20 protein-coding genes are annotated in these 23,099 nt (G+C 46.9%); 10 read left to right on the top strand and 10 right to left on the bottom strand.

What is annotated here, in order from left to right; translation table 11 throughout:
- Positions 1–37 precede the first annotated feature (37 nt).
- Positions 38–1,474 (top strand): amidohydrolase, encoded by a 1,437-nt coding sequence (locus AB6E85_RS00735; protein ID WP_372141025.1) that lies wholly within the window; start codon positions 38–40, stop codon positions 1,472–1,474.
- A 98-nt stretch (positions 1,475–1,572) separates the two neighbouring features.
- On the opposite strand, the gene AB6E85_RS00730 is transcribed toward AB6E85_RS00735, so the two are convergent.
- From AB6E85_RS00730 to uraH, 4 genes are all read right to left on the bottom strand, one after another.
- Positions 1,573–2,934 carry an 8-oxoguanine deaminase gene (locus AB6E85_RS00730; RefSeq protein ID WP_372141023.1) on the bottom strand — a complete coding sequence of 454 codons (1,362 nt, stop codon included), beginning with the start codon at positions 2,932–2,934 and terminating at the stop codon, positions 1,573–1,575.
- Between the two features lie 158 nt (positions 2,935–3,092).
- A complete protein-coding gene (locus AB6E85_RS00725; RefSeq protein WP_372141021.1) occupies positions 3,093–4,544 on the bottom strand; it encodes a nucleobase:cation symporter-2 family protein in 1,452 nt (483 codons plus the stop codon).
- A gap of 217 nt (positions 4,545–4,761) precedes the next feature.
- A complete protein-coding gene (locus AB6E85_RS00720) occupies positions 4,762–6,105 on the bottom strand; it encodes an NCS2 family permease (protein WP_048611821.1) in 1,344 nt (447 codons plus the stop codon).
- Between the two features lie 246 nt (positions 6,106–6,351).
- Positions 6,352–6,705, bottom strand: a complete 354-nt coding sequence (uraH, locus tag AB6E85_RS00715; RefSeq protein WP_050651281.1) for a hydroxyisourate hydrolase — start codon at positions 6,703–6,705, stop codon at positions 6,352–6,354.
- 411 nt (positions 6,706–7,116) lie between these two features.
- Here uraH and puuE point away from each other — a divergent pair, with 411 nt between their 5' ends.
- The 9 genes from puuE (at position 7,117) to AB6E85_RS00670 (ending at position 14,529) form a co-directional block, all read left to right on the top strand.
- A complete protein-coding gene (gene puuE / locus AB6E85_RS00710) occupies positions 7,117–8,055 on the top strand; it encodes an allantoinase PuuE (RefSeq protein ID WP_372141020.1) in 939 nt (312 codons plus the stop codon).
- 22 nt (positions 8,056–8,077) lie between these two features.
- Complete coding sequence (gene uraD, locus AB6E85_RS00705; protein WP_048613965.1) at positions 8,078–8,593, top strand: 2-oxo-4-hydroxy-4-carboxy-5-ureidoimidazoline decarboxylase; 516 nt, start codon at positions 8,078–8,080, stop codon at positions 8,591–8,593.
- A gap of 123 nt (positions 8,594–8,716) precedes the next feature.
- On the top strand, positions 8,717–9,703 hold the full coding sequence (gene alc / locus AB6E85_RS00700) for an allantoicase (RefSeq protein ID WP_017083065.1): 987 nt from the start codon (positions 8,717–8,719) through the stop codon (positions 9,701–9,703).
- A 14-nt stretch (positions 9,704–9,717) separates the two neighbouring features.
- Positions 9,718–10,278 (top strand): ureidoglycolate lyase, encoded by a 561-nt coding sequence (locus tag AB6E85_RS00695; RefSeq protein WP_372141019.1) that lies wholly within the window; start codon positions 9,718–9,720, stop codon positions 10,276–10,278.
- Between the two features lie 14 nt (positions 10,279–10,292).
- Positions 10,293–11,609, top strand: a complete 1,317-nt coding sequence (locus AB6E85_RS00690) for a urate hydroxylase PuuD (RefSeq protein WP_372141018.1) — start codon at positions 10,293–10,295, stop codon at positions 11,607–11,609.
- 288 nt (positions 11,610–11,897) lie between these two features.
- Positions 11,898–12,764, top strand: a complete 867-nt coding sequence (locus AB6E85_RS00685; protein ID WP_372141016.1) for an HNH endonuclease — start codon at positions 11,898–11,900, stop codon at positions 12,762–12,764.
- Between the two features lie 243 nt (positions 12,765–13,007).
- Positions 13,008–13,247, top strand: a complete 240-nt coding sequence (locus AB6E85_RS00680) for a hypothetical protein (protein WP_017086627.1) — start codon at positions 13,008–13,010, stop codon at positions 13,245–13,247.
- A 16-nt stretch (positions 13,248–13,263) separates the two neighbouring features.
- On the top strand, positions 13,264–13,737 hold the full coding sequence (locus AB6E85_RS00675) for a GrpB family protein (protein ID WP_372141015.1): 474 nt from the start codon (positions 13,264–13,266) through the stop codon (positions 13,735–13,737).
- A 267-nt stretch (positions 13,738–14,004) separates the two neighbouring features.
- Complete coding sequence (locus AB6E85_RS00670; protein WP_048613707.1) at positions 14,005–14,529, top strand: hypothetical protein; 525 nt, start codon at positions 14,005–14,007, stop codon at positions 14,527–14,529.
- Here AB6E85_RS00670 and AB6E85_RS00665 read toward each other — a convergent pair.
- The 6 genes from AB6E85_RS00665 to AB6E85_RS00640 form a co-directional block, all read right to left on the bottom strand.
- A complete protein-coding gene (locus AB6E85_RS00665) occupies positions 14,526–15,407 on the bottom strand; it encodes an AEC family transporter (protein WP_372141013.1) in 882 nt (293 codons plus the stop codon). The two genes, AB6E85_RS00670 and AB6E85_RS00665, sit on opposite strands and share 4 nt — an antisense overlap.
- Positions 15,408–15,694: 287 nt before the next feature.
- Entirely contained in the window at positions 15,695–17,029 is a 1,335-nt protein-coding gene (gene guaD, locus AB6E85_RS00660) for a guanine deaminase (RefSeq protein ID WP_372141011.1), read from the bottom strand.
- 59 nt (positions 17,030–17,088) lie between these two features.
- Positions 17,089–17,970: a xanthine dehydrogenase accessory protein XdhC gene (gene xdhC / locus AB6E85_RS00655; protein WP_372141010.1), complete on the bottom strand. Its 882-nt coding sequence runs from the start codon at positions 17,968–17,970 to the stop codon at positions 17,089–17,091.
- A gap of 49 nt (positions 17,971–18,019) precedes the next feature.
- Positions 18,020–20,410 carry a xanthine dehydrogenase molybdopterin binding subunit gene (xdhB, locus tag AB6E85_RS00650; protein ID WP_372141008.1) on the bottom strand — a complete coding sequence of 797 codons (2,391 nt, stop codon included), beginning with the start codon at positions 20,408–20,410 and terminating at the stop codon, positions 18,020–18,022.
- Positions 20,403–21,848 carry a xanthine dehydrogenase small subunit gene (gene xdhA / locus AB6E85_RS00645; RefSeq protein ID WP_372141006.1) on the bottom strand — a complete coding sequence of 482 codons (1,446 nt, stop codon included), beginning with the start codon at positions 21,846–21,848 and terminating at the stop codon, positions 20,403–20,405. The genes xdhB and xdhA overlap by 8 nt, the downstream gene beginning before the upstream one ends.
- Positions 21,849–22,300: 452 nt before the next feature.
- Positions 22,301–23,035: a GntR family transcriptional regulator gene (locus AB6E85_RS00640; protein ID WP_048611788.1), complete on the bottom strand. Its 735-nt coding sequence runs from the start codon at positions 23,033–23,035 to the stop codon at positions 22,301–22,303.
- Between the last annotated feature and the right edge of the window lie 64 nt (positions 23,036–23,099).

The raw sequence follows: 23,099 nt of genomic DNA, 5'->3' as shown, positions 1-23,099 counted from the left end.
GCTAACAATATTACACGCACAACATATAGGTTTAGTAATGACGCTTAAAAGCTTGGCATGCACCATCAGCGCAGTTCTACTGGCAGGCTGTGGTTCGACGGTCGCGACGCAAACATACAACGCCGATCTGATCATCACCAACGGACAGGTTCTAACGATCAATTCAGAAATGGATGTGATTGAAGACGGTGTCGTAGTGGTGAAAGACGACCAGATTATCGCAGTCGGTAACGAGGATTTGATGACTCAATACCGCGCTGAAAAAGTGATTGATGCTCAAGATGGAATCGTCATGCCCGGCATGGTCAACGCGCACAACCATTTACCTATGATTGCGTTTCGTGGCTTAGGCGAAGAGGGCATCTCGAACCGCTTGTTCGCTTACTTCTTCCCTCTAGAAGCTGAAAAGCTTAGCCGTGAGCTGATTTACAATGCAACCAAGCTTGGCTCTATCGAATTGGCACAAAGCGGTGTGACCACTTACGCCGATATGTACTACCACATGGACGAAATGGCCAAGGCGACCAAAGAAGTCGGCTTGCGTGCCGTGCTCGGTGAAACTGTGATTAAGTTTCCAGTGGTCGATGCCAAAGAACCTTACGGCGGCATTGAATACGCTAAAGGCTTTATCGAACAATACAATAACGATGAGCTAATCACGCCTGCGTATGCGCCACATGCGGTGTACACCGTGAGCAAAGATAAGCTACAAGAAATCAATAAACTGTCTGCTCAATACGATGTGCCGGTGCTGATTCACGTTGCTGAATTCCCGAATGAAGAGAAGCGCATCAAAGATGAAACCAAAGCGACATCGCCAGTCGAATACATGGATGAAATCGGCGTACTGGATGAGCGTGTAGTGATTGCTCACGGCATCCACCTTTCAGAAAATGACCAAAAGCTTCTCAAGCAAGCTGACGCGGGTATCTCATACAACCCAATGGCGAACGCCAAAGGTGCGACAGGCATTGCACCTGCATGGGATATGTATCGTGCTGACATGCGCATTGGCTTAGGAACCGACGGCCCGATGAGCTCTAACCAAGTCGATATCATGCGCACATTAAGCTACGCAGCAAACATGCAACGCTTAAAGCATTCAGACCGCACCATCATGATCCCTGAACAAGTCATTGAGATGGCAACATTAGGCGGCGCAAAAGCCTTACACATGGAAGACCAAATTGGTTCTCTTGAAGTGGGTAAGAAAGCAGATATCGTGATTGTAGAGACACAATCAGCGAACATGATGCCAAGTTACGACCCATACGCGACACTGGTTTACCAAGCGAACCCAAGCAACATAGACACCACTATCGTTAACGGCCAAGTCGTAATGGAAAACCGAGTTATGCAAACCGTTCAACTGGATGACATCCGCCAAAGCGTCGATGAGTTCGAAGCAGACATTACTGAGTTCGCGAAAGAGCTTTCTAAGAAGGCGATTAAGTCTAAGAGCTTGATGGATTAAGACATAAATCGGATTCCAAAATCGAATAGAATGAATAAACAAGAAAGGCCGACATCACGTCGGCCTTTTGTTTTCAGTGAGTTCAAAATATAGAAACTCTAGTTATTCATCGCCAGCTTACCGAGCTTCATCGCCGCGGCGTGGTGGCGGTGCATCAGTTGCTCCATGTCTACGCCAATCACGGCACCATCGTTAACGCGCCACCTACCTGCTACCATCACTTTATCCGCTTGTTGAGCACCACAAAGTAGCAATGCGGCCAGTGGGTCGTGGCTACCAGAGAAGCGAATATCATCGAGCTTGAACATCGCGAGGTCGGCTTGTTTTCCGACTTCTAGTGTACCAATGTCGGTTCTACCCATTGCGGCGGCTGAGCCTGATGTTGCCCAACGCAGTGCGTCGAAGTGTGAAACATTGGCAGAACCATATTGCAGGCGCTGTAAGTACATCGCCATGCGCACTTCGGCGATCATGTTGGAGCCGTCATTCGAGGCTGAACCATCCACGCCTAGCCCGACTTTAACGCCAGCGGCTTCAAGATCGTTGTTCTTACAAATACCGGAAGCCAACATCATGTTGGACGTAGGGCAGTGGCTGATACCAATGCCTGCTTTACCCAAGCGCTTGATCTCTTCTGGATTGAAGTGAATGCCGTGTGCAAGCCAAGTGCGTTCATTCAGCCAGCCGACATCTTCTAGGTAATCGACAGGGCGCAGGCCAAACTTCTCAATACAGAAGTCTTCTTCATCCAAGGTTTCGCATAGGTGCGTGTGCATCATTACGTTCTCACGCTCACTGATCTTGGCGGTCTCTTTCATTAGATCGGTAGTGACTGAGAACGGCGAACAAGGCGCGAGTGCGATTTGAATCATCGCTCCTTCATCGCGCTGGTGGTAATCGCGAATCAAGCGTTGGCTGTCATCAATGATGGTTTGTTCGGTTTGAATGGTGTGTCGTGGAGGTAATCCACCTTCATCTTCCCCTAGGCTCATGGAGCCGCGCGTAAATATCGCTCTCACGCCAAGCTTCTCTGCCACCTCAACTTGTAAATCGATGGCGTGCTCAAGCCCATTCGGTAGTAAGTAATGGTGATCAGAGGCGGTGGTACAGCCCGACATCATTAACTCAACCAGCGCCAGCTCTGTAGCAAGGTTCATCATCTCAGAGTCGAGGTTGGCCCAAACCGGGTATAAGCTTTGTAGCCAATGGAAGAGTTCTTTATTGAGTGCGCCGGGGTAGGCACGCGTTAGGGTTTGATAGAAGTGGTGGTGCGCATTGATAAGCCCTGGAGTCACAACATGACGAGAGGCGTCGACGCTGTAATCTGCGGGTAAGGTTGGTTCTTTGTGTTTACCAACCAGCTCAATGATTGTATTACCTTTAATGACAATACCGCCTTCTGCATCAGCCAGTGAGCCAGTGTAGATTGCGAGAGGATTCTTAATCCAGATGGTTTCCATTCATAGTAGTCCTTAGCCATCTCAGCCTTTTCAGGGAAGAGGGTCTTTATTGGTATTTGCTGTTGATAGATAAATTCGAATCAGGGTCGTTAAAACGTTTAATGCTCTAATCAGCCCTGATCCTACGGAAATCGGTTTTACGTTAATCAGTGAACCAGTTAGTTCGCTTTGGGCTCAGGGTTCTCTGATGCCGCTTGAACGTCTGCTTCTGTGCTTGCTTGTTGAATCTCTAATTGCTCGTCTGAGTGTCGTTCTTCTTCAGCTTGCTCTTTCATTTCTAGCTCAACTTGCGCTTGGCTTTCGGCCAGTGCCTCTTGCTCTTCTGCTCGTGAAGACTTTGGTAAAACAAGGTTCAATAGCACCGTCATGATAGTACCGGTAGTGATGCCAGAGTGAAGAAAGTTCGCAAGGTCATGCGGCAAGTGTTGCAGCAATCTTGGTTCGAAAGTGACGGCCAAACCAGATGCCAAACCAACACAGATTACCAAGGCATTTCGCTTGGTGTCTGCGGCCTTGATCAACATGCGGATACCCGCGTAAGCGATCATACCGAACATCACGAAACCCACACCACCCAGAACAGGTTTAGGAATCGTGACGGCAATAGCGGCTAGTTTCGGGAATAAACCACCTAAAATCAACAAACCACCGGTTGCAGCCACTACATAGCGACTCGCTACACCTGTGATTCCCACAATACCGACGTTTTGACTGAATGACGCCAATGGCATTGCCGTTAAAATTGAAGATAAGGTACTGCCAAGGCCATCGCCTAGAAGACCACGTTTTAAGTCTTTACCGGATACTTGGGTTTGGCAGTTGTTACCGAGTGCCATGAAATCACCCGTTGCTTCAGCGATAACCACGATGTACACCAGGCTCATGCTGATGATGGCACTCGCAGAAAAGGTAAAGCCATATTTGAAGGGCTCAGGACCACCAACCCAAGCGGCAGAACTGATTTGCTCAAGGTCGACCATGCCAAGCGATAGCGCCACAATGTAACCGCCCGCTAAACCAATCACGATAGCTGAAGCTGCAACCGCGCCTTTACAGTAAACCGATACGCCGACCACGATGCCTAGCGATACAAGGGCTAGAAACAGCTTTGGTAAGGTCGCGAATTGTTCTGTGTTGGCAGGAGAGTCTCCGACCCAATTCATGGCAACCGGTAAAATGGTTAAACCGATTAAGGTAACCACCACACCACTTACCACGGTTGGGAACAGTTTCCGAACCTTGTCCATGTAGAAGCTGGCACCAATTACCACGAATGAGCCGATAAGTGCCGAGCCCATAATAGCGGCGACGCCACCTTCGTTACCGATTGAAATGGCCACACCCAAAAAGGCAAAGCTTGAACCCATTACAACGGGCAGTCGAATACCGACAGGGCCGAAACCAAGACATTGAGCGACGGTCACAATACCTGACGCCAGTAGCGCAGCGTTGATCAGTGAGACGATCTCTGTGTTAGGTAGGCCGATAGAAGCGCCGACAATAAGGGGAACAGCGACGATGCCACCAATTGAGGCGAGCATGTGTTGCAGTGCGAGTAGGAGGGTTAGCCCATGAGGCGGTCTTTCATTTAGGGTGTACAGAAGTTTCATTTGATATTCCTCTGCCTGCGTTTCCGTTTACAGGCGATTGGCGGTCAAATAATGACTTCTACAAACTGCGTAGGGTCATAAAAAAGGTGCACTAACCGAGCGGATGTTTGTGCGTTCCGCTGATTAGTACAATTAGCTTTTTCTTAAAAATGGTGTTGTAACCTGTTTCTTGATAGCTCGGCCTGCGAACAGACCAAGCGATAGTTACGTTGGGTGATTAGCCGATGAACACCAGCTTGGCGATGAAGATAGCCGCTAGGAAGTACATCGAAATTGATACATCTTTTGTTTTACCTGTCGCCAATTTCAGCACTGTGTAGGTAATGAAACCCAGTGCGATACCATTCGCGATAGAGAACGTCAGTGGCATCATTAACGCGGTAATGGCTGCAGGTGCACCGTTGGTGAAGTCTTTCCAATCAACGTGTTGCATGCTGCTCATCATCACGAACGCCACGTAAATCAACGCGCCAGAGGTTGCGTAAGCTGGGATCATTCCTGCAAGTGGAGATAGGAAAATCGCCGCTAAGAACAACACACCAACCACAATCGCAGATAGGCCAGTTCGTGCGCCTGCTGCAACGCCCGCTGCACTTTCTACGTAACTGGTTACTGGCGGACAACCCACACACGCACCTGCCACACTTGAAATACTGTCGGCTTTCAGCGCTTTGCTCAGACCTTCGATCTTGCCTGTTTCTGGGTTCGTCAGATTTGCACGCTCAGCCACGCCCATCAAAGTACCCGCGGTATCGAACATGTTTACAAAAAGGAAAGCCAAGATAACGCTGATCATCGAAACATCAAGTGCACCCATAATGTCCATTTTTAGGAATGTAGGCGCTAAACTTGGTGGCGCCGCGAAGAAGCCGTTGTAATGCACTAAGCCAAGCATCATGCCGACGAGCGTTACACTCAAAATACCGATCAGCACCGCACCAAAGACTTTACGCTCACTGAGAACTGCAATGATAAGGAACGCGATAGCAGCCAGTAGCGCTTCTGGTTTAGTGAAGTCGCCTAGTGACACCAAAGTTGCTGGGTTTTCGACGACGATACCTGCTGTTTTTAAGCCAATCAGACCCAAAAACAAGCCAACACCGGCTGTCATGGAGTAACGCAGACTCACTGGGATACTTTCAATGATCCATTGGCGGACTTTGTAGAAGCTCATCCCGACGAACAAGATACCTGAGATAAACACCGCACCCAGTGCCACTTCCCAGCTGTAGCCCATTTCGCTTACTACTGTGAACGAGAAGAAGGCGTTCAAGCCCATGCCCGGCGCAAGTCCGACAGGCCAGTTCGCAAATAGCCCCATTAACAAACAACCGATCGCAGCACCAATACAGGTCGCGACGAATACCGCGCCTGAATCCATGCCTGAAGCGGCCATGATTTGTGGGTTAACGAAGATGATGTAAGCCATGGTTGCGAAGGTGGTGACACCACCGACTAACTCATTTTTTACGCTACTTCCGTGGGCCTTAATTTTAAAAAACTTCTCTAAAATTCCGTTGTTCGCATCTTGGTTGAGTATTTCTGTTTTACTCTCACTCATGTCAGCAAGTCCTTTTATGTTGTGATCCATTTATTGAATACAGCGACATTTCAATATTAAGTTTTAAGGTTTTTTCCTAGCCGCTATTTCTTTAGTTATCTGTTGTTTAGTCATCAACTTCTAACTAATAACGTTGTTAGTATTTTTATATGAGCGTGTTTAGTGGGTGCACACCTTTTGGGGTGTACACGTGAATCTGTTTAATATTTGTCGGTTGAGCCTAGTTCGAAGTTCTAGGTCACGGGACTAACTGCCCCGATAGGTTGAGAAACTGTAAGGCGAGACGAGAAGAGGAACGTGGTAGTGCGCGTCTGGATCATCTAGACCAAAGCGAATAACCACATCATCTAGGAAGGGCACGCCATCCAGCTCCACGCCTTTGCTTCTGTAGTAATCGGCGACGTAAAACACCAATTGGTATTTCCCCGGTCTGAAATCATTCCCTGCCAGAATCGGCGCATCGGTTCGGCCATCGGAGTTAGTGAGTACCGTCGCCAGCTTTTCTGTTGAGCCTTCGTTGACCTTATAAAGCTCGACCTTGATCTCTGTACCCGGTAAGCCGTGAGTAGTGTCTAATACGTGTGTTGTTAGTCTTCCCATAGTCCTTTAATAGCGCTTTTGGCGCTCCTCTGTTCCGTGGTTTATCTGTGTAATTCGACCCTGCAAAGAATGCAACTGGTCACTTTGTTATCACTAACTATGTACGAACTGTATACAATTAGTAAAGCGAATTGTTGGAAAAGTGTTAACTATTTGGTCGTTTTTTCTGACTTTTTAGATGTGGGTTATTGGTTTTTGGTCGAGGGTTGCATTATTAAGGTGTTGTTTTTAAATGGTTTGAATAAGAAAAATTAACTTGAATAACAAAATCTTTACATTGAGATAAATAATTGTATACAATAAATGTACAGGGGTAAGGTTGCTCGGTTTTTGGAAAATCCATTCACTGATTCATTTTGATGAACCAACGAAAGAGCGGCTAAGCCAACCACTTATGTTAGGAGTACTTGGATGAATAAGGATTATTCAAGAAATTTGATCGGTTACGGAGCTAACCCTCCAAACCCTCAATGGCCAGGTAATGCGCGCGTCGCGGTTTCTTTTGTATTGAACTATGAAGAGGGCGGTGAGCGTTGTTTGTTACATGGAGACGACGAGTCTGAAGCCTTTCTTTCAGAGATCCCGTCAGCACAGCCGATCAAAGGCGAACGTCACATGAGCATGGAATCCATTTATGAATATGGTAGCCGTGCGGGTGTATGGCGTGTTCTTCGCTTGTTCGATGAATATGAAATCCCACTGACCGTCTTTGCGGTTGCAATGGCGATTGAGCGTCACCCAGACGTAGCCAAAGCCATGGTCGAAGCGGGGCACGAAATCTGTAGCCACGGTTATCGCTGGATAGATTATCAATACATTGATGAGTCTGAAGAGCGCGACCACATGACCAAAGCGATTGAGATCATCCAACAAGTGACGGGTCAGCGCCCACAAGGTTGGTACACGGGTCGAACTGGGCCGAATACGCGTCGCTTGGTAGCAGAAGAAGGCGGCTTTCTTTACGACTCCGATGCCTATGATGATGACCTGCCTTATTGGCACACAGAGACTGGTCATCCGCAATTGGTGCTCCCTTATACACTCGATGTGAACGACATGCGTTTTTCAACAGCGCAAGGCTTTAACTCTGGTGAGCAGTTCTTCCAATATCTGAAAGACACGTTTGACACCCTTTATATGGAAGGCGAAACCGCACCGAAAATGATGTCGGTTGGGTTGCATTGTCGTCTGATTGGTCGCCCCGGTCGTATTGCTGCATTAAGACGCTTCTTAGATTACGTCAAAGAGCACGACAGTGTGTGGCTATGTCGTCGAATCGATATCGCCAACCACTGGCACCAACATCATCCATATCAACCAAATAACGCTAATCATCAACAGCAAAAGTAGCAGTGAAGCAAGGAGGCTTAACGTGACTGAATTTCGATCATGCCAACCAACAACCATGGACCGCGATACCTTTGTCGCTCACTTCGCTGATGTTTACGAGCACAGCCCATGGGTTGCAGAAGTGGTGTATGACCAAGGTTTGAATGCCGAAGATGACCATATCGAGAACCTTCATCTGAAAATGGCATCGACCTTGTTAAGTGCAGACCAAGGCAAACAGTTGGCTTTGATCAACGCTCACCCGGATTTAGCCGGTCGAGCAGCAGTAAACGGCGAACTCACCGAGTCGTCGACCAAAGAACAAGCGGGGGCGGGCATCGACCAATGCAGCGCCGAAGAATTTGAAAAATTCACTTCTTACAACAACAGCTACAAAAGTCGCTTCAATTTCCCTTTTATCATGGCGGTGAAGGGAGCCAATCGTTACCAAATTCTTGAGTCGTTCGAGATGCGATTAGGAAATGATAGTGAAACTGAGTTTGCTACGGCGATTCAAGAGATCAACAAGATCGCGATGTTTCGTCTCTGGGATATGTAAGTTAACGGAGTTAACAGCTATCTCAGCCCAGTCTTAGTGCGCTAAGAGCACGCTTTATAAGCGAATAAGCCACTGAGTTCTCATTTTATTATTACTTGATTAATTGGATAGGATTACACGGACATGACCCAAACATTTGAACAATACATAAACCTTGCAGACGAAAAACTCGGCGCAGAAGCTACCTTCGCAACAGACGATTTTTTCGCGGATAAAAGCCGTCTTCTCAGCCACGCAGCGCCAGAGTGGAAAGACGACTTATACGACGACAACGGCAAGTGGATGGACGGTTGGGAAAGCAGACGTAAACGTGGTGAAGGTTACGACTACTGTGTCGTTCGCCTTGGCCTAGCTGGCACCATTGCTGGCGTTGATATTGATACCTCATTCTTCACAGGTAACTTCCCACCTTCGGCATCAATTGACGCGTGTTATTCACCACAAGGTGAGCCAACTGACTCAACAGAGTGGCAAGAAATTCTGCCTTCAATGGCATTACAGGGTGATCATCATCATCTTGAAGCAATCGAAAGTGACCAAGTATTTACTCATCTACGTTTGAACATCTACCCAGATGGCGGTGTTGCACGTTTACGTGTTTATGGCCGACCAAGTGTGGATTGGGAAGCAATAGATTCTCAGCAACAAGTCGACCTAGCATCGGTTGAACACGGTGGCCGAGCACTGGCATGTAGCGATGAGCACTACGGCAACAAAGCCAACATCTTAGGCCCTGGCCGCGGTGAAAACATGGGTGATGGCTGGGAAACAGCACGTCGTCGTACACCGGGTAACGACTGGGTTATCGTGGCACTAGGTCATCCAGGTAACATCGAACGTATCGTAGTGGATACTGCTCATTTCAAAGGTAACTACCCAGACAGCTGCTCAATTCAAGCCGCTTACGTGAAAGGTGGTACCGACGACCAAGTAGAAACACAAAGCCTATTCTGGCGTGAACTGTTGCCTGCACAAAAGCTGCAAGCGCACGAGATTCACGAATTCATTTCTGAGGTAAACGACCTTGGTGCGATTACCCACGTACGTGCAAACATATTCCCAGATGGTGGTATCAGCCGTTTGCGTCTGTTTGGTACGAAAGCGAAATAGGTAAGGAAATGAGTATGAGTAATGGAATACGTCGTTTATCCATCGAACCGTTAACCAAGCAGGCTTTTGCAGAGTTTGGCGATGTTATCGAGTCCGATAATAGTGATTTCTTCATGATCAACAGTGGATCAACACGTCGCTACCACAAGCTAGCGACAACGGATGTGCAAGACCAAGACGGAGAAGCGATCATCAGCATCTTCCAAGCCACACCGTTGAGCTACCCACTGACCATCAAAATGTTAGAGCGTCATCCACTTGGCTCTCAGGCATTCATTCCATTACTTGGTCAACCCTATTTAATTGTTGTTGCGCCAAAAGGTGACGATCCAACATTAGCCAATAGCCGAGCTTTCTTGAGCAACGGTCGTCAAGGAGTGAACTACCACAAAGGGGTGTGGCATCACCCAGTTCTCGCCCTCACCGATCAAGACCAGTTCTTGATCGTCGATAGAGGCGGCGAAGGGCACAACTGTGACGAAGTTTATTTCGACAGCGATCGCGTGGCATTGCATTTGGACGACTTGCCAACGGACGACAATAAGGAAGAGCAACGCTTATCTAAAGCGTTGTGATACAGGAGTTTATTATGGATCCGCATATTACAGAATGGTTGAACTTAGCAATACGCTGGGCTCACATGATTGTTGGTGTTGCGTGGATAGGCGCATCATTTTACTTTGTTTGGTTAGAGAATAACCTTAACCGAGTAAACCCAAAAACGGGCCTTTCAGGCGACTTATGGGCAATTCACGGCGGTGGTATTTATCACCTAGAGAAGTACAAACTTGCGCCACCAGAGATGCCAGAGCACCTGCACTGGTTTAAATGGGAAGCCTACTTCACGTGGATCACCGGTGTGTGTCTACTGGGTGTGGTTTACTACCTCAACGCTGAGATTTACCTGATTGCACCGGGCTCTGGCCTTGATTCAACAACGGCAATCGCGATTGGTATTGGTTCATTCGTTGCCGGTTGGTTTATCTACGACTTACTGTGTGATTCGCCATTAGGCAAAACACCCGTGTTGCTTGGCGTTGTGCTGTTTGTGCTGCTCGTCGCTGCGACGTACGGCCTAACCCAAGTGTTCAGTGGTCGTGGTGCCTACATCCACGTTGGCGCTATCATTGGTACCATCATGGTGGGTAACGTATTCCGCGTTATCATGCCAGCACAGCGCAACTTGGTGAAAGCGATTGAAGAGAAGCGCGAGCCGGATCCGGCACTGCCAGCGAAAGGCCTACTGCGTTCTCGTCACAACAACTACATGACATTGCCAGTGTTGTTCATCATGATCAGTAACCACTTCCCAAGCACTTACGGCTCGGAATACAACTGGTTGATCCTTGCTGGTTTAGCGATCTTCAGTATCTTGGTGCGTCACTACTTCAACACCCGTCATGGTAGCCAGAAGTTTGCATGGACAATACCAGTTGCAGCATTGGGTATGATCACGCTTGCGTTTGTTACTTCACCTTACGCGAAAAAACAGATGACTCCGGTTGTGCAAGCACCAGTCGTTCAAGAAGTGCAAGTCAGCGCGTCTGAATCAGCGAAAGAAGAACTTGCTGCAAACGACACCGCTTCAACGACTAGTTCTCAAGCTGCACCTGCAGACCACGCAATGCAAACTGCGAGCGCAGGCGTCAGCTTTGAAACTATCAACAAGGTCATTCAAGAGCGTTGTTCAGTGTGTCACTCTGCAACGCCTAGCCATGCCGCTTTTGCTGCTGCGCCAGGTGGTGTGATGTTTGATACCCCAGAAGAAATTAAAGCCAACGTACCAAGGATTGTTGCTCAAACTGTAACAACCAAGGTGATGCCGCTCGGCAACATGACTCAAATGACTGACGAAGAACGCGCACTGATCGGCACTTGGGTAGAGCAAGGCGCTACGCTTCAATAATGATGTGAATCCTTTACCTAAGAGCATGAGTCTTAGGTGAGGCTTGGGGAGAGTTTGGTTTACGGGCACGCGCCAAACTCATCCCACCCTGTTTCCCCGGTTCCTATAACCGGGGCTTTTTGTTTTTGGACAAACGTAATGCAGATTTATCATTCAGTTGGTGACTCTAGGTGCATATGTGGATTAAAGTGATCGGAATGAAATGTTATTAGTGATATTCGCTTAAATGCGGGCAGAACTATATGTTCGATTTACCTTAAATACTATTCAAAGTTGGAGTTACGATATATGTCGGGACGAAAGCCTATCCCTAAAGCGGTAAAGAAGGTGCTTCGCACAGAAGTTGGTTTTGGCTGTCCAGTAAAAGGGTGTGGAAACCCTTATCTTGAATACCATCACTTTGATCCTCCAGTAAGCGTGAGAGCTCATAATGAGCCTGAAGGTATGATCGCTTTGTGTGCACAACATCATAAGAAAGCAGATGGTGGAGCTTATACGGTGGATCAACTCCATGCTTTAAAAAGGGATAAGGTAAATGCAGATTTGGTTAAGGGAAGTCTGGACTGGCTACGTAAGGACTTGTTAGCAGTTGTAGGTGGCAACTTTTATTATGAAACGCCAAAGATAATTACTATCGATAATGTAGACCTAGTTTCATTAGTACGAGACGAACATGGTTATTTACGGTTGAATGTAAATATGCTGAGTTTAGAATCAGAAGAGCGAATTATAATTGAAGATAATTCTTGGGAAAACATCGGCTCACCAATTGATTTAAGAAGTCCTCCTCAAGGGAAAGAGCTAGAGGTTAGTTACCCTAATGGAGACTATCTATACTTGCGTTTTATAGAGCTTAAAAGTAAAGAACAAGCAATTAAGAAGTATGGTTATGATGTGTTCGATGACTTGACCTTTCCAATAACTGCTGTAGAAGTCAATATGACGATCGCGGGGACAAGAATCGAACTTACTCCTGACAGTTCACAGATTGGTGGTATACAAATGACAGGGAGCTTATCTTCATATTGTGGTGGCGGCATATTAATTCAAAAAACAGGTTTGTGTTGGAAGCAAAACCCGGTTTGGAAACGTCAAAATCTGTTTGAGCAGACTGAGCATCATAATGTCTTGAAAGTAAATTTTGGTCGTCGGTAGTTTGTTACTTAGACAAAATGAAATTGAAGCTCTCAATGTGCTATCGAAATATTCCCAAACTTCTAACTGAACGTTAAGCGTCAATATTTATTGGCGCTATTTATCTCTCTCCTAATTGTACAATTCTGAATATCTAACCAAGTACCAAATAGCTAATTCCATGCGCAGTCCTGTATAAGGTTCTTGATATGAATCTCTACCCATGGCATTTTTAGTCCAAATTGACTTTAGTTAGGACAAAAAATGGAAGACTTAATAGTCGCGTATTTTAGGGCATTGAGCTCATTCTTTAGGTATCTGTTTCAGTCGATATTGATTGAGTTCATTGGTTACGGAGCTGGCTGGATAGTCTGTAAAGTATTCACATTAGGGCGCTTTCCCCCATTGATTCCAACCGAAAAAGAGCGAACCAGAATCTCTTATATCGGAGCTATTAGCATCGTGTTGCTCCTGTTAGCAATTGGTGTGTTCAATAGTTTGTGATTCGGAGTAAGGATATATGAAATTTTACCCCGCGGAACAATACCAAGCGGCTTGCAACGAGATGTTTTTCCGATACGAACGTGACATCAAAACGCTAATCCCTAATGCGAGAGTTGAGCATGTGGGCGCATCTTCTATTCCATCAGCCGTGTCGAAGGGCGATTTGGATATCTTCGTAGGTGTTGAGCTTAGTGAGCTTGAGGATGCTATAGAGCGACTCACAACACTCGGCTTCAATGAGAAACTCGATACCTTAAGAACACCCGAACTGTGTATGTTGGAGTCTACATCAGGGGATGATGTGGCGTTGCAAGTGGTCGCCAATGGTTCTGAGTTCGAATGCTTTCTATTGTTTCGTGACAAGCTACGTGCGAACCCGGCATTAGTTCAGCAATACAATACCCTCAAAATGGCTTGTGAAGGTTGGTCGCAAGAAGAGTACCGTGAAAAGAAGTCGGCTTTTATCGAGCATGTGTTGGCTTTGAAATAACCACAAGTTTCAATTGGATGTTATTTATCCAAACTCTAACTTTTAGTGCTGTTTTTACTTTCCCCTTACACTCCTTTCAAATATCGAATTTAGTATCAAATTTCTCTTTGTTATACAGGCAAGTCTCTCATTATGAAGAACTTCTTTGATAGCGAACTCATGCTCTCTAGCTCCTTGAATTTCGTTTTGCTATCGCTTGGGCTAACGCTCCTTTTTCATCTTCCGATTTGGTGTGGGTTCAATTTGAGCCGTCGAAAGTGGAAGCTCATGGATTATTTATGGCCGTTCTTGGCGGGTATCGGGATGCTGGGTGCAGTGTCTGAGATTCGTGCGAAAGTAGCGGGTGATTGGGTTGAAACCGAACAAACCAGAGCGGTGGCGATTTTAGAATCGGTTCAGCAGTTTTCTTTGGATAAATTAAGAAGTGATACCTGCACCGGTCAGCCATCTTTAGATAATCATGCTCAGCACCACGAAGCGTGTTTGTGGTATTTGAATACGGCGATCACGTTCAAAGATGTCGATTTTACCCTGTTACCCAACGCATCGGATTTTACGGTTCCTGCGCCGAGCGTGTCGCTGGTTGAAAGCGATGCAGTGTGGGTGGATGGTATGCTGAGTCAGTATGAGAAGCAGAAAAACCAATACATAAAAACCAGAGAAGCGCAGGTGAAGCAGCCATTAGAAAGCCTCTTCTGGTATGTGAGTCCTTACTTAGTCTGTTTTGCAATAGCTCTGCGCCTTACTAAAGTGACGGCAGAGCTTAAACTGGATAAGTGCGCAAATAATTAGTTCGACATAGACAGCGCGAACGACAGCAAAATAGGCAAAGTCACCACGCTCAAGAAGTTGCCGAACAACACCATAGATGCGACCTTGGGCGGTTCGACATTGAAGCGTTCTGCAAACAGGTAGTTCATCACGGCGGGTGGCAGCATGGTGAACAGTACCATCATCTGTAGATGCAGCGTAGGCAGTGGGATAAAGAGGTAGATGATGGTAAAGGCGATGGCACCAGTAAACAGCGATTGAGCCGTACACAGCAAGCCAACTTTGAGTCCACTTAGCTTCAAGTTGACCATTTGCGAACCCAACGACAACAGCATGATGGGCACGGCTGCTTGGCCGAGTAGCGATGTGGCTTCGTAGATTGGATTCCATACTGCAATGCCAGACAGGTTGAACGTCATCGCTAACGCTGCGGCTAAGAATATAGGCATCTTGAGGATCTGCTTGATCGGATTGCCTTCACTTAGTAACGCTAACCCCACACTAATATGGACACACGCCGATACCACAAACAGCAGTACAGCAGGGGCTAATGCGCTCTCGCCAAAGGTATACGTGAACAGAGGAATCGCGAGGTTGCCACTGTTGCGGAACATGTGTGGCGGAGCCCAAGCTTTGAAGTTGAGCTTAAAGATCTTGCAGATTGGTATCATCAATAAAGCAGGCACCAACACCGCAACCAAAGAGGCGGTGATGAGTGGCAGTTGTTCCGTGTCGAGAGGCATGGTGGTCAGCGATGCAAACACCAAAGCAGGAATACAAACATCCATGTTGATGCGATTGATCGGTTTGAAATCGGGCTTGAGCCAACGACCGACCGCAAAGCCAGCACTGGCTAAAGCAAAAACGGGAAACAGAATGCTGACGACCTGTTCGAACATAGAATTCCTTTCTAGATTGAGTGCTTCCATTTAGCTGAGAAACGAATGTTTTAGAGAGACGCTAAAGTGAAGTATGAAGTCGATATGTATAAACATTAACCTATCAATATAATGACTTGGCGTCACCGAAGATCGTTGTTTGTGAACGGTTAATTTATATTTCTTTGAATGAAGCACAAAAAAGACCAGTGGCATCAGCAACTGGTCTTTCAAGGCTAGATAAATCTGGACGGATTTTTAATTAACGACGGCTGTCGCTGTCTAGCGATTGTTACTCGGTTTTCAGTCTAGCTAACGATCTTTTGATAATCTTTGAAATTCACATCGTAGGCTTTCTCGCCGTAGATGTAAGTCTCGCTGACGGTTCTGTCGTCACCCAGGCTCATCAATACAAATAGCTTCTCTTCAAGCTTGGTCGCTTGTTCCATTCTAAAGCGCATCAATTGTGTGGCGTGTAAGTCCAACACCACGAAATCGGCTTCTTTTCCTACTTCCAAGTTGCCAATCTTGTCTTCTAAATGCAGTGAACGTGCACCACCTAATGTGGCTAAGAATAGCGACTTAGCTGGGTGCAATTTCTTATGTTGAAGCTGCATGATCTTATAGGCTTCACTCATGGTTTGTAGGATTGAGAAGCTAGTGCCTGCGCCGACATCAGTCCCCATACCAACACGAATGCCGTGCTCTTCCATTTCTGGTAATCGGAATAAACCTGAGCCTAAGAACAGGTTAGAGGTCGGGCAGAAAGCAATGGCAGATTCCGTGTCGGCTAGGCGCTTACATTCGCAATCAGACAAGTGAATGCCATGGGCGAAAACCGAACGTTTGTGCAGTAGGCCATAGTGGTCATACACATCCAAATAGCTGTCGCGCTCTGGGAACAGTTCTTTTACCCATTCAATCTCTTTCTCGTTTTCAGAAAGGTGCGTGTGCATATACACATCTGGGTACTCTTCTAGCAATTTACCAACGGTAGCCAATTGTTCTGGTGTACTGGTTGGCGCGAAACGAGGTGTCACGGCATAAAGCAAACGGCTGCGGTTATGCCATTTCTCGATGAGTTCTTTTGAATCTTCATAGCCAGATTCTGGAGTGTCGGTGAGGTAATCGGGTGCATTGCGATCCATTAAAACCTTACCTGCGATCATACGTAGGTTACGTTTCTCTGCTTCTTCAAAGAACACGTTCACTGACTCTTTGTGTACGGTGCCGAATACAAGAGCTGTTGTGGTACCGTTGCTCGCCAGTTCGTCTAGAAATAGCTTTGCCACTTTGTGTGCGTAGACTGGGTTTTTGAAACGTTTTTCTTCTGGGAAGGTGTAATTCTCTAACCAATCAAGAAGCTGCTCACCGTAAGACGCGATCATCCCCGTTTGAGGGTAGTGGATGTGCGTATCAATAAAACCAGAGGTGATCAGTTTGTCTTTGTATTCTTTTACTTCGAGTGTTTTAGGTTGACGCGCCAATACGTCATCGGCATGACCCAAATCGACGATGTGGCCATTCTCAACTACTAAAACACCGTCTTCAAAATAGTCGTAAGACTCATCGATACCGACGTCTTTTGGGTCGGCTACGCTGTGTAAAATACTGGCGCGATAAGCTTTGCGTTGCGTTGTCATGTTTACTTCCTTTTAATGACTTCAGTAACGTTATGGCTACCGAAGCTTTGCGACTTGTATTAGGCGATCTTCTCTTCCAAAGGAGGTTCGCCTACATCGCTTGATTGACTGTGTTGATCGGTCAAATCCTGATTTTGATATTGTTTGGTTGGGCGCTTTTGTTCAAGCGCTTGGCCCTGATAGTGTGCGATCAGTTCACCCGCAACCGATACCGCGATTTCAGCGGGATGTTTGCCATTCACAGCGCTAATGCCAATCGGACAAATCATAGTTTCAATTTGCTCTTGGCTATAGCCACGCTGCTCTAGGCGGAAGTCAAACTTCTTACGCTTGGTCAGCGAGCCGATCATGCCGAAGTAACGGCTGTCTTCACGGTCGATAATGGCTTTCGTTAAATCGAAATCAAGCTGGTGGTTGTGGGTCATTACTAGGTAGTAGCTGTTCGGTGGCATGTGTTTAACTTCGCCAACCGGATCGTCTGTGACTAGCTTTTTTACACCGTGAGGAAGCGTGTCAGGGAACACTTTTTCACGTTCATCAATCCAGGTCACACGGAAGGGTAGGGTCGCGACAATGTGTAGCAGCGCCTTTGCCACATGGCCAGCGCCAAACAGCACGAGATGGTTCTGTTGAGTACCAATGGGTTCAAAGCTTAATGTTGCCATCCCGCCACAACATTGACCTAAACGAGCACCTAGATTGAAGCGTTCTACTTTGAGTGATTTTTCACTGGCAATCAGCATTTCGCGCGCCATTTTAGTGGCCACATGTTCAAGGTGACCACCACCAATAGTAGCGATGATTCGGTCACGAGTGACAAGCATCTTGGTACCCGCATCACGTGGCACTGAGCCTCTGTCTTCAAGCACTGTCACCATGACACATGGTTCGTAGTTCTCTTCCAGTTTTGCCAATTCGTGAATCCAATTATCCTTAAACATATGTCCTCCTAAATCCCTTCTATGCTTCCTAAGCTCTATATCAGTCTTATTAAGCCGTTTCTGATTGAGCATCGATCGAAGTCGGGGCTGTTTCAGAGACTTCCTGAATCGCCATCAAAATACGCTCTGGCGTTGCTGGTGTGTTGAGCTTAGGAATCGCTCCATCGACGGCGACATAGCTGATTGCGTCTTTCAGTGCGCTCCATACCGACATACCCAACATGAAAGGGGGCTCACCCACGGCTTTCGAGTTGAAGACGGTGTCTTCTGGGTTGCTGCGATTTTCCAAAAGGTGCGTTCTGAAATCAATTGGCATATCGGCAATCGCTGGGATCTTGTAGCTTGCCGGGCCATTGGTCATTAAGCGGCCTTGCTGGTTCCAAACCAACTCTTCCGTGGTTAACCAACCGACACCTTGCACAAAGCCACCTTCGACTTGGCCGATATCAATCGCTGGGTTCAGTGAAGCACCCACGTCATGCAGAATATCGACACGTAGAATCTTGTTTTCGCCGGTTAGAGTATCGACGATAACCTCTGAACAAGAGGCACCATACGCGTAGTAGTAGAACGGGCGACCGCGTGCTTTCTCGTGATCGTAATAGATCTTGGGCGTGCGGTAGAAGCCAGTGCTCGACAGCGAAATTTGATTAAACCAAGCCAGTTCAACAAACGAGTTGAAGGTCATGATCTCGTCGCGAATTTGCACCATGCCGTTCTTAAACACCACTTCTTCAGGCCACACTTTGAAGTGCGAAGAAGCGAAGTCGATCAGGCGTTGCTTAATGGTTATTGCGGCGTTTTGCGCGGCCTTACCGTTGAGGTCGGCGCCCGATGAGGCTGCGGTTGGTGATGTGTTCGGAACTTTGTCTGTGTTTGTAGCGGTGATCTGGATACGTTCGACATCGACTTGGAACTCCTGTGCAACGATTTGCGCCACTTTGATGTTCAAGCCTTGCCCCATTTCCGTACCACCGTGATTCAAATGAATACTGCCATCGGTGTAGATATGGATGAGCGCACCTGCTTGGTTCAAGAAAGTCGCAGTAAACGAGATGCCGAATTTCACTGGTGTGATTGCAAGGCCTTTCTTCAAGATAGGGCTCTGCTTGTTGAACTCAGCGATTTCTTTACGACGTGCGTGATAGTCACTGCTGCGTTCAAGCTGTTCGGTTATCTCAGGTAAAAAGTTGTCTTCAACGGTTTGGTAGTAATGGGTCACGTTACGGCCTTCTTCGCCGTAGTAGTTCGCCTTACGTACTTCCAAAGGATCTTTTTTCAGGTAACACGCAATCTCGTCCATGATGTGCTCAATGGTCATCATGCCTTGCGGCCCACCAAAACCACGGTAAGCGGTGTTCGATGCGGTATTGGTTTTGCATCGATGACCGACCACAGTTGCATCGCCTAGATAATAAGCGTTGTCTGAGTGGAACATTGCGCGGTCGACAATAGAACTTGATAAGTCTGGCGAGTAGCCACAGTTACCTGCAACGGTAATATCGGCACCTTGAATCACACCATTGTCGTCAAAACCGACCGTATATTGATTGTAGAACGGGTGGCGTTTACCGGTTTGCTGCATGTCTTCACTGCGCAGCAGACGCATTTTGGTTGGTCGGCCTGTAAGATGAGCAATAACCGCTGCCATACACGCTGGAGAGGCTGCTTGAGTCTCTTTACCACCGAAACCACCACCCATACGACGCATATCAATCACGACTTTGTGCATTGGTACGCCAATCACTTCCGCAACCAGTTTTTGAACTTCGGTCGGGTTTTGAGTCGAGGTGTACACGATCATGCCGCCGTCTTCGGTTGGCATCACGCTACTGATTTGAGTTTCTAGGTAGAAGTGCTCTTGGCCGCCGATCTCTAGGTCACCAGAGATCACGTGTTTCGCTTTTGCCAGTGCGGCTTTCGAGTCACCACGTTGTTGAGTGTGGCTCTCTGTGACGAAGTGTTCTTTCTCTAGCGCTTCTTTTACATCAAGAATCGCTGGAAGCTCTTCGTATTCAATGATCGCAGCGTGTGCAGCTTTGCGCGCGGTTTCTAAATCGTTAGCTGCCACGGCAATCACAGGTTGACCGTAGTATTCCACCTTGCCATCAGCAAGCAGTGGGTCACCCGGAAGAATTGCACCAATATCCAGTTCACCCGGTACGTCTTTGGCTTGAATGGCAATTGCCACGCCTTCAAATTCGTAACACGGTGATAAATCTATTTTGGTGATGTTGGCGTGTGCTTGAGTGCTCAGGCGTGCGTAAACGTGCAGCTGATTTGGGAACTCTAGGCGGTCATCAATGTACACCGCTTCGCCCGTGACTTGCTTGGCTGCACTGTCGTGTTTAACGCTTTTACCGACGCCAGTTTTTAGATCTTGTTTTGCAATGGTAACCATCTCTTCGTGGGTCATCGCATGCTTGTTTGAATTAGACATAAGACGTTACCCTTGTTTCGATTTGGTTGTTTTTGTTCTGTTGTTCAATGAAGTAACGACGCAGCATGTTGGCCGCCGACAATGAACGGTACTCTTGGCTTGCACGGAAATCAGATAGCGGCTCAAAGTCGTTATACAGTTCCTGCATCGCTAACTTAATATTAGCGTCTGTCCACGGTTTGCCTAATAACGTATTTTCACAACGCGCCGCGCGCTTAGGTGTTGCAGCCATACCGCCAAAGGCGATACGAGCGTAAGAAACCTTGCCATCTTCAATTTGGATATCAAACGCACCACACACTGCTGAGATATCATCATCTAAACGCTTAGACAGTTTGTAAGCTCGGAAGCTATCGTTAGTTGGCTTAGGAATGATGATCTGTTCAATGAATTCACTCTCTTTTTGAGCCGTCACCTTGTAGCTGATGAAGTAATCTTCAATTGGCATTGTGCGTGACTCGTCGCCGCAACGAAGTTTGATCTTCGCGTTTAGGGCAATCAGCAGAGGAGGGGTGTCACCGATAGGCGAGGCATTCGCCACGTTACCGCCGATGGTGCCTTGGTTACGCACTTGCAGTGAAGCAAAGCGATGCAACAGTTCACCAAAATCTGGGTAGTGTTTTTTCAGTAGTGAGTAAGAATCACTGATAGGCAGGTTAGCGCCAATGATTAAATTGGTGTCGGTCTCTTCACATACTTTCATGTCTTCAACAAGGTTTACGCTGATTAGTGTTTCAATCTCACGATGGAATTGCGTCACTTCCAGAGCTAAATCCGTACCGCCAGCAACCAGTTTAGCGTTCGGGTGGGCTTGAAAAAGCTTGGCCAACTCATCAGTGCTTTTCGGGGAAAAAGCGGTGAGGTGACCAAGGCGTAAGTTGGCCTCGGTGTCTTGAATACTTTCTAGCTTCTTGATGGTGTTGCGTTCAAGCTCAGCGAATTGGTCGATCAAAGGTTGGTCTGTTGAAAGCGACATCGCAGCATCAACAATTGGTCGGTAACCCGTACAGCGACATAGGTTACCCGCCAGTGATTCCATGACGTCTTCTTTGCTCGCATCGGGTTTGTTTTTGCCTAGTGCAAACATCGACATGATGAAGCCCGGCGTGCAGTAACCACACTGTGAACCGTGAAAATCAACCACCGCCTTCTGCACTGGGTGCAATGAGCGATCTCGATTTTGCAGATCTTCTACTGTGATCAGTTGCTTGCCATGCAACGCTGAAACGAACGTAAGGCAAGAGTTCACCGAGCGGTATTGCAGTTGTCCATCGACCACTTCACCCAGAACTACCGTACATGCGCCACAGTCACCGGACCCACAACCTTCTTTTGTACCGGTTTTATTAACCTTGGTACGAAGGTAGTTGAGCACTGTCATGTTAGGTGACAGATTGTCTTCACGTCTTATTTCCTGATTGAGCAAAAAAGTAATCAAGAGACCTCCTTGTATATCGACATATTTCCATGTGTATTCTTTTTGACTTCTAGGTCAATAATTATCCATCCTGACCCTGTGGTCAACTATTTATTTACAAAAATGCAACAATGAGGTGTTGTGTTGAATTGTATACAATTTATTTTATTGCCTATTTGTTTGTTTTATAAAGAGTTGACGGTCTTTTGGTAAGTTTAATGGTGTGAATGTGTTTTTGATGATGTATACAAAAATTGTAGGATTTTAAGGAAGCGAGTACATCGGTGTTATTCAGTTCTATAGCCTCATTTAGGCAAGTAATAACAAGGCGAACAGGGGAAGTCGTGGTGACTTTCTAATGATGGAAGAGGGCTTTACGCATAAAAAAGAGAAGTAAACGCTGAGGCTTACTTCTCTTCTGTTTTGTTAACAAAAAGTTGTTAACAAAATATTTGGCTATCTAGTTAGCAGAACTATGATTTGCTCTTGAGCAGATCAGAGAACACCACATGCAGATCGCTCGAAGCTGTGTTGCTGTCTAGGTTGAGCTTGGAGCGAATGTGGCTTAAATGCTCTCGCATTAGGTCAACGGCTTGCTCTTCATCGCCAGACTCTATCGCATCCAGCAATCCTTCATGCTCATCCAAAGAGCAGTTCGAGTGGCTGCCGGTTTCGTACTGGGCAATAAGCAGAGAGGTTTGCGATACCAAGCTGCGTTGGAAAGCCAGCAGTGGCGCGTTCTCAGCCATTTCAGCCAGTTTGATGTGGAACTCACCAGATAAACGTAAGCCAGAACCATAGTCACCTTGGTCAAAGGCGCAGTTCTCTTTCGCGACCAGTTTTCTACACTCGTCGATTTGGGCTTTGGTTGCGTTCTTAACCGCTAGCTCAGTGATAGCAATTTCCATCACTTCACGTGCTTTAAATATCTGCTTGGCTTCGTCTACTGTTGGGGCTGCAATCACAGCACCTCGGTTAGGACGGATCACCACAACTTGTTCTAAAGAGAGGCGCAGCAAGGCGCGGCGGATAATAGTACGGCTAACGCCAAAGATTTCTGCTAGTGCTTCTTCGCTTAATTTCGTGGCTGGTGGCAGCCTTTGTTCTAGTATCGCGTCGAAGATATGGCAGTAAACAACATCGTCTTGAGTCTGGCCTGTTACTTTCGTTTTTACACCTTTGGAGACAGAGTTTTTGAGAACTGTCATAGAGATAAGGGCCCTTGTTTAGTCGAGTTGGGTTGGTCGAGAATAATTCATGAGTATTACTCTA

Source organism: Vibrio sp. 10N.247.311.51 (assembly GCF_041467855.1).
GTDB classification, from domain to species: domain Bacteria; phylum Pseudomonadota; class Gammaproteobacteria; order Enterobacterales; family Vibrionaceae; genus Vibrio; species Vibrio coralliirubri.
Note: the sequence above shows the minus strand (reverse complement) of the source record. Positions and strands in the feature narration are given on the sequence as shown.

Excerpts from the sequence above, each read along its gene's own strand:
- AB6E85_RS00735 (WP_372141025.1), top strand. The coding sequence starts at position 38 with ATGACGCTTAAAAGCTTGGCATGCACCATCAGCGCAGTTCTACTGGCA.
- AB6E85_RS00730 (WP_372141023.1), bottom strand. The coding sequence starts at position 2,934 with ATGGAAACCATCTGGATTAAGAATCCTCTCGCAATCTACACTGGCTCA.
- AB6E85_RS00725 (WP_372141021.1), bottom strand. The coding sequence starts at position 4,544 with ATGAAACTTCTGTACACCCTAAATGAAAGACCGCCTCATGGGCTAACC.
- AB6E85_RS00720 (WP_048611821.1), bottom strand. The coding sequence starts at position 6,105 with ATGAGTGAGAGTAAAACAGAAATACTCAACCAAGATGCGAACAACGGA.
- uraH (WP_050651281.1), bottom strand. The coding sequence starts at position 6,705 with ATGGGAAGACTAACAACACACGTATTAGACACTACTCACGGCTTACCG.
- puuE (WP_372141020.1), top strand. The coding sequence starts at position 7,117 with ATGAATAAGGATTATTCAAGAAATTTGATCGGTTACGGAGCTAACCCT.
- alc (WP_017083065.1), top strand. The coding sequence starts at position 8,717 with ATGACCCAAACATTTGAACAATACATAAACCTTGCAGACGAAAAACTC.
- AB6E85_RS00695 (WP_372141019.1), top strand. The coding sequence starts at position 9,718 with ATGAGTAATGGAATACGTCGTTTATCCATCGAACCGTTAACCAAGCAG.
- AB6E85_RS00690 (WP_372141018.1), top strand. The coding sequence starts at position 10,293 with ATGGATCCGCATATTACAGAATGGTTGAACTTAGCAATACGCTGGGCT.
- AB6E85_RS00685 (WP_372141016.1), top strand. The coding sequence starts at position 11,898 with ATGTCGGGACGAAAGCCTATCCCTAAAGCGGTAAAGAAGGTGCTTCGC.
- AB6E85_RS00680 (WP_017086627.1), top strand. The coding sequence starts at position 13,008 with ATGGAAGACTTAATAGTCGCGTATTTTAGGGCATTGAGCTCATTCTTT.
- AB6E85_RS00675 (WP_372141015.1), top strand. The coding sequence starts at position 13,264 with ATGAAATTTTACCCCGCGGAACAATACCAAGCGGCTTGCAACGAGATG.
- AB6E85_RS00670 (WP_048613707.1), top strand. The coding sequence starts at position 14,005 with ATGGATTATTTATGGCCGTTCTTGGCGGGTATCGGGATGCTGGGTGCA.
- AB6E85_RS00665 (WP_372141013.1), bottom strand. The coding sequence starts at position 15,407 with ATGTTCGAACAGGTCGTCAGCATTCTGTTTCCCGTTTTTGCTTTAGCC.
- guaD (WP_372141011.1), bottom strand. The coding sequence starts at position 17,029 with ATGACAACGCAACGCAAAGCTTATCGCGCCAGTATTTTACACAGCGTA.
- xdhC (WP_372141010.1), bottom strand. The coding sequence starts at position 17,970 with ATGTTTAAGGATAATTGGATTCACGAATTGGCAAAACTGGAAGAGAAC.
- xdhB (WP_372141008.1), bottom strand. The coding sequence starts at position 20,410 with ATGTCTAATTCAAACAAGCATGCGATGACCCACGAAGAGATGGTTACC.
- AB6E85_RS00640 (WP_048611788.1), bottom strand. The coding sequence starts at position 23,035 with ATGACAGTTCTCAAAAACTCTGTCTCCAAAGGTGTAAAAACGAAAGTA.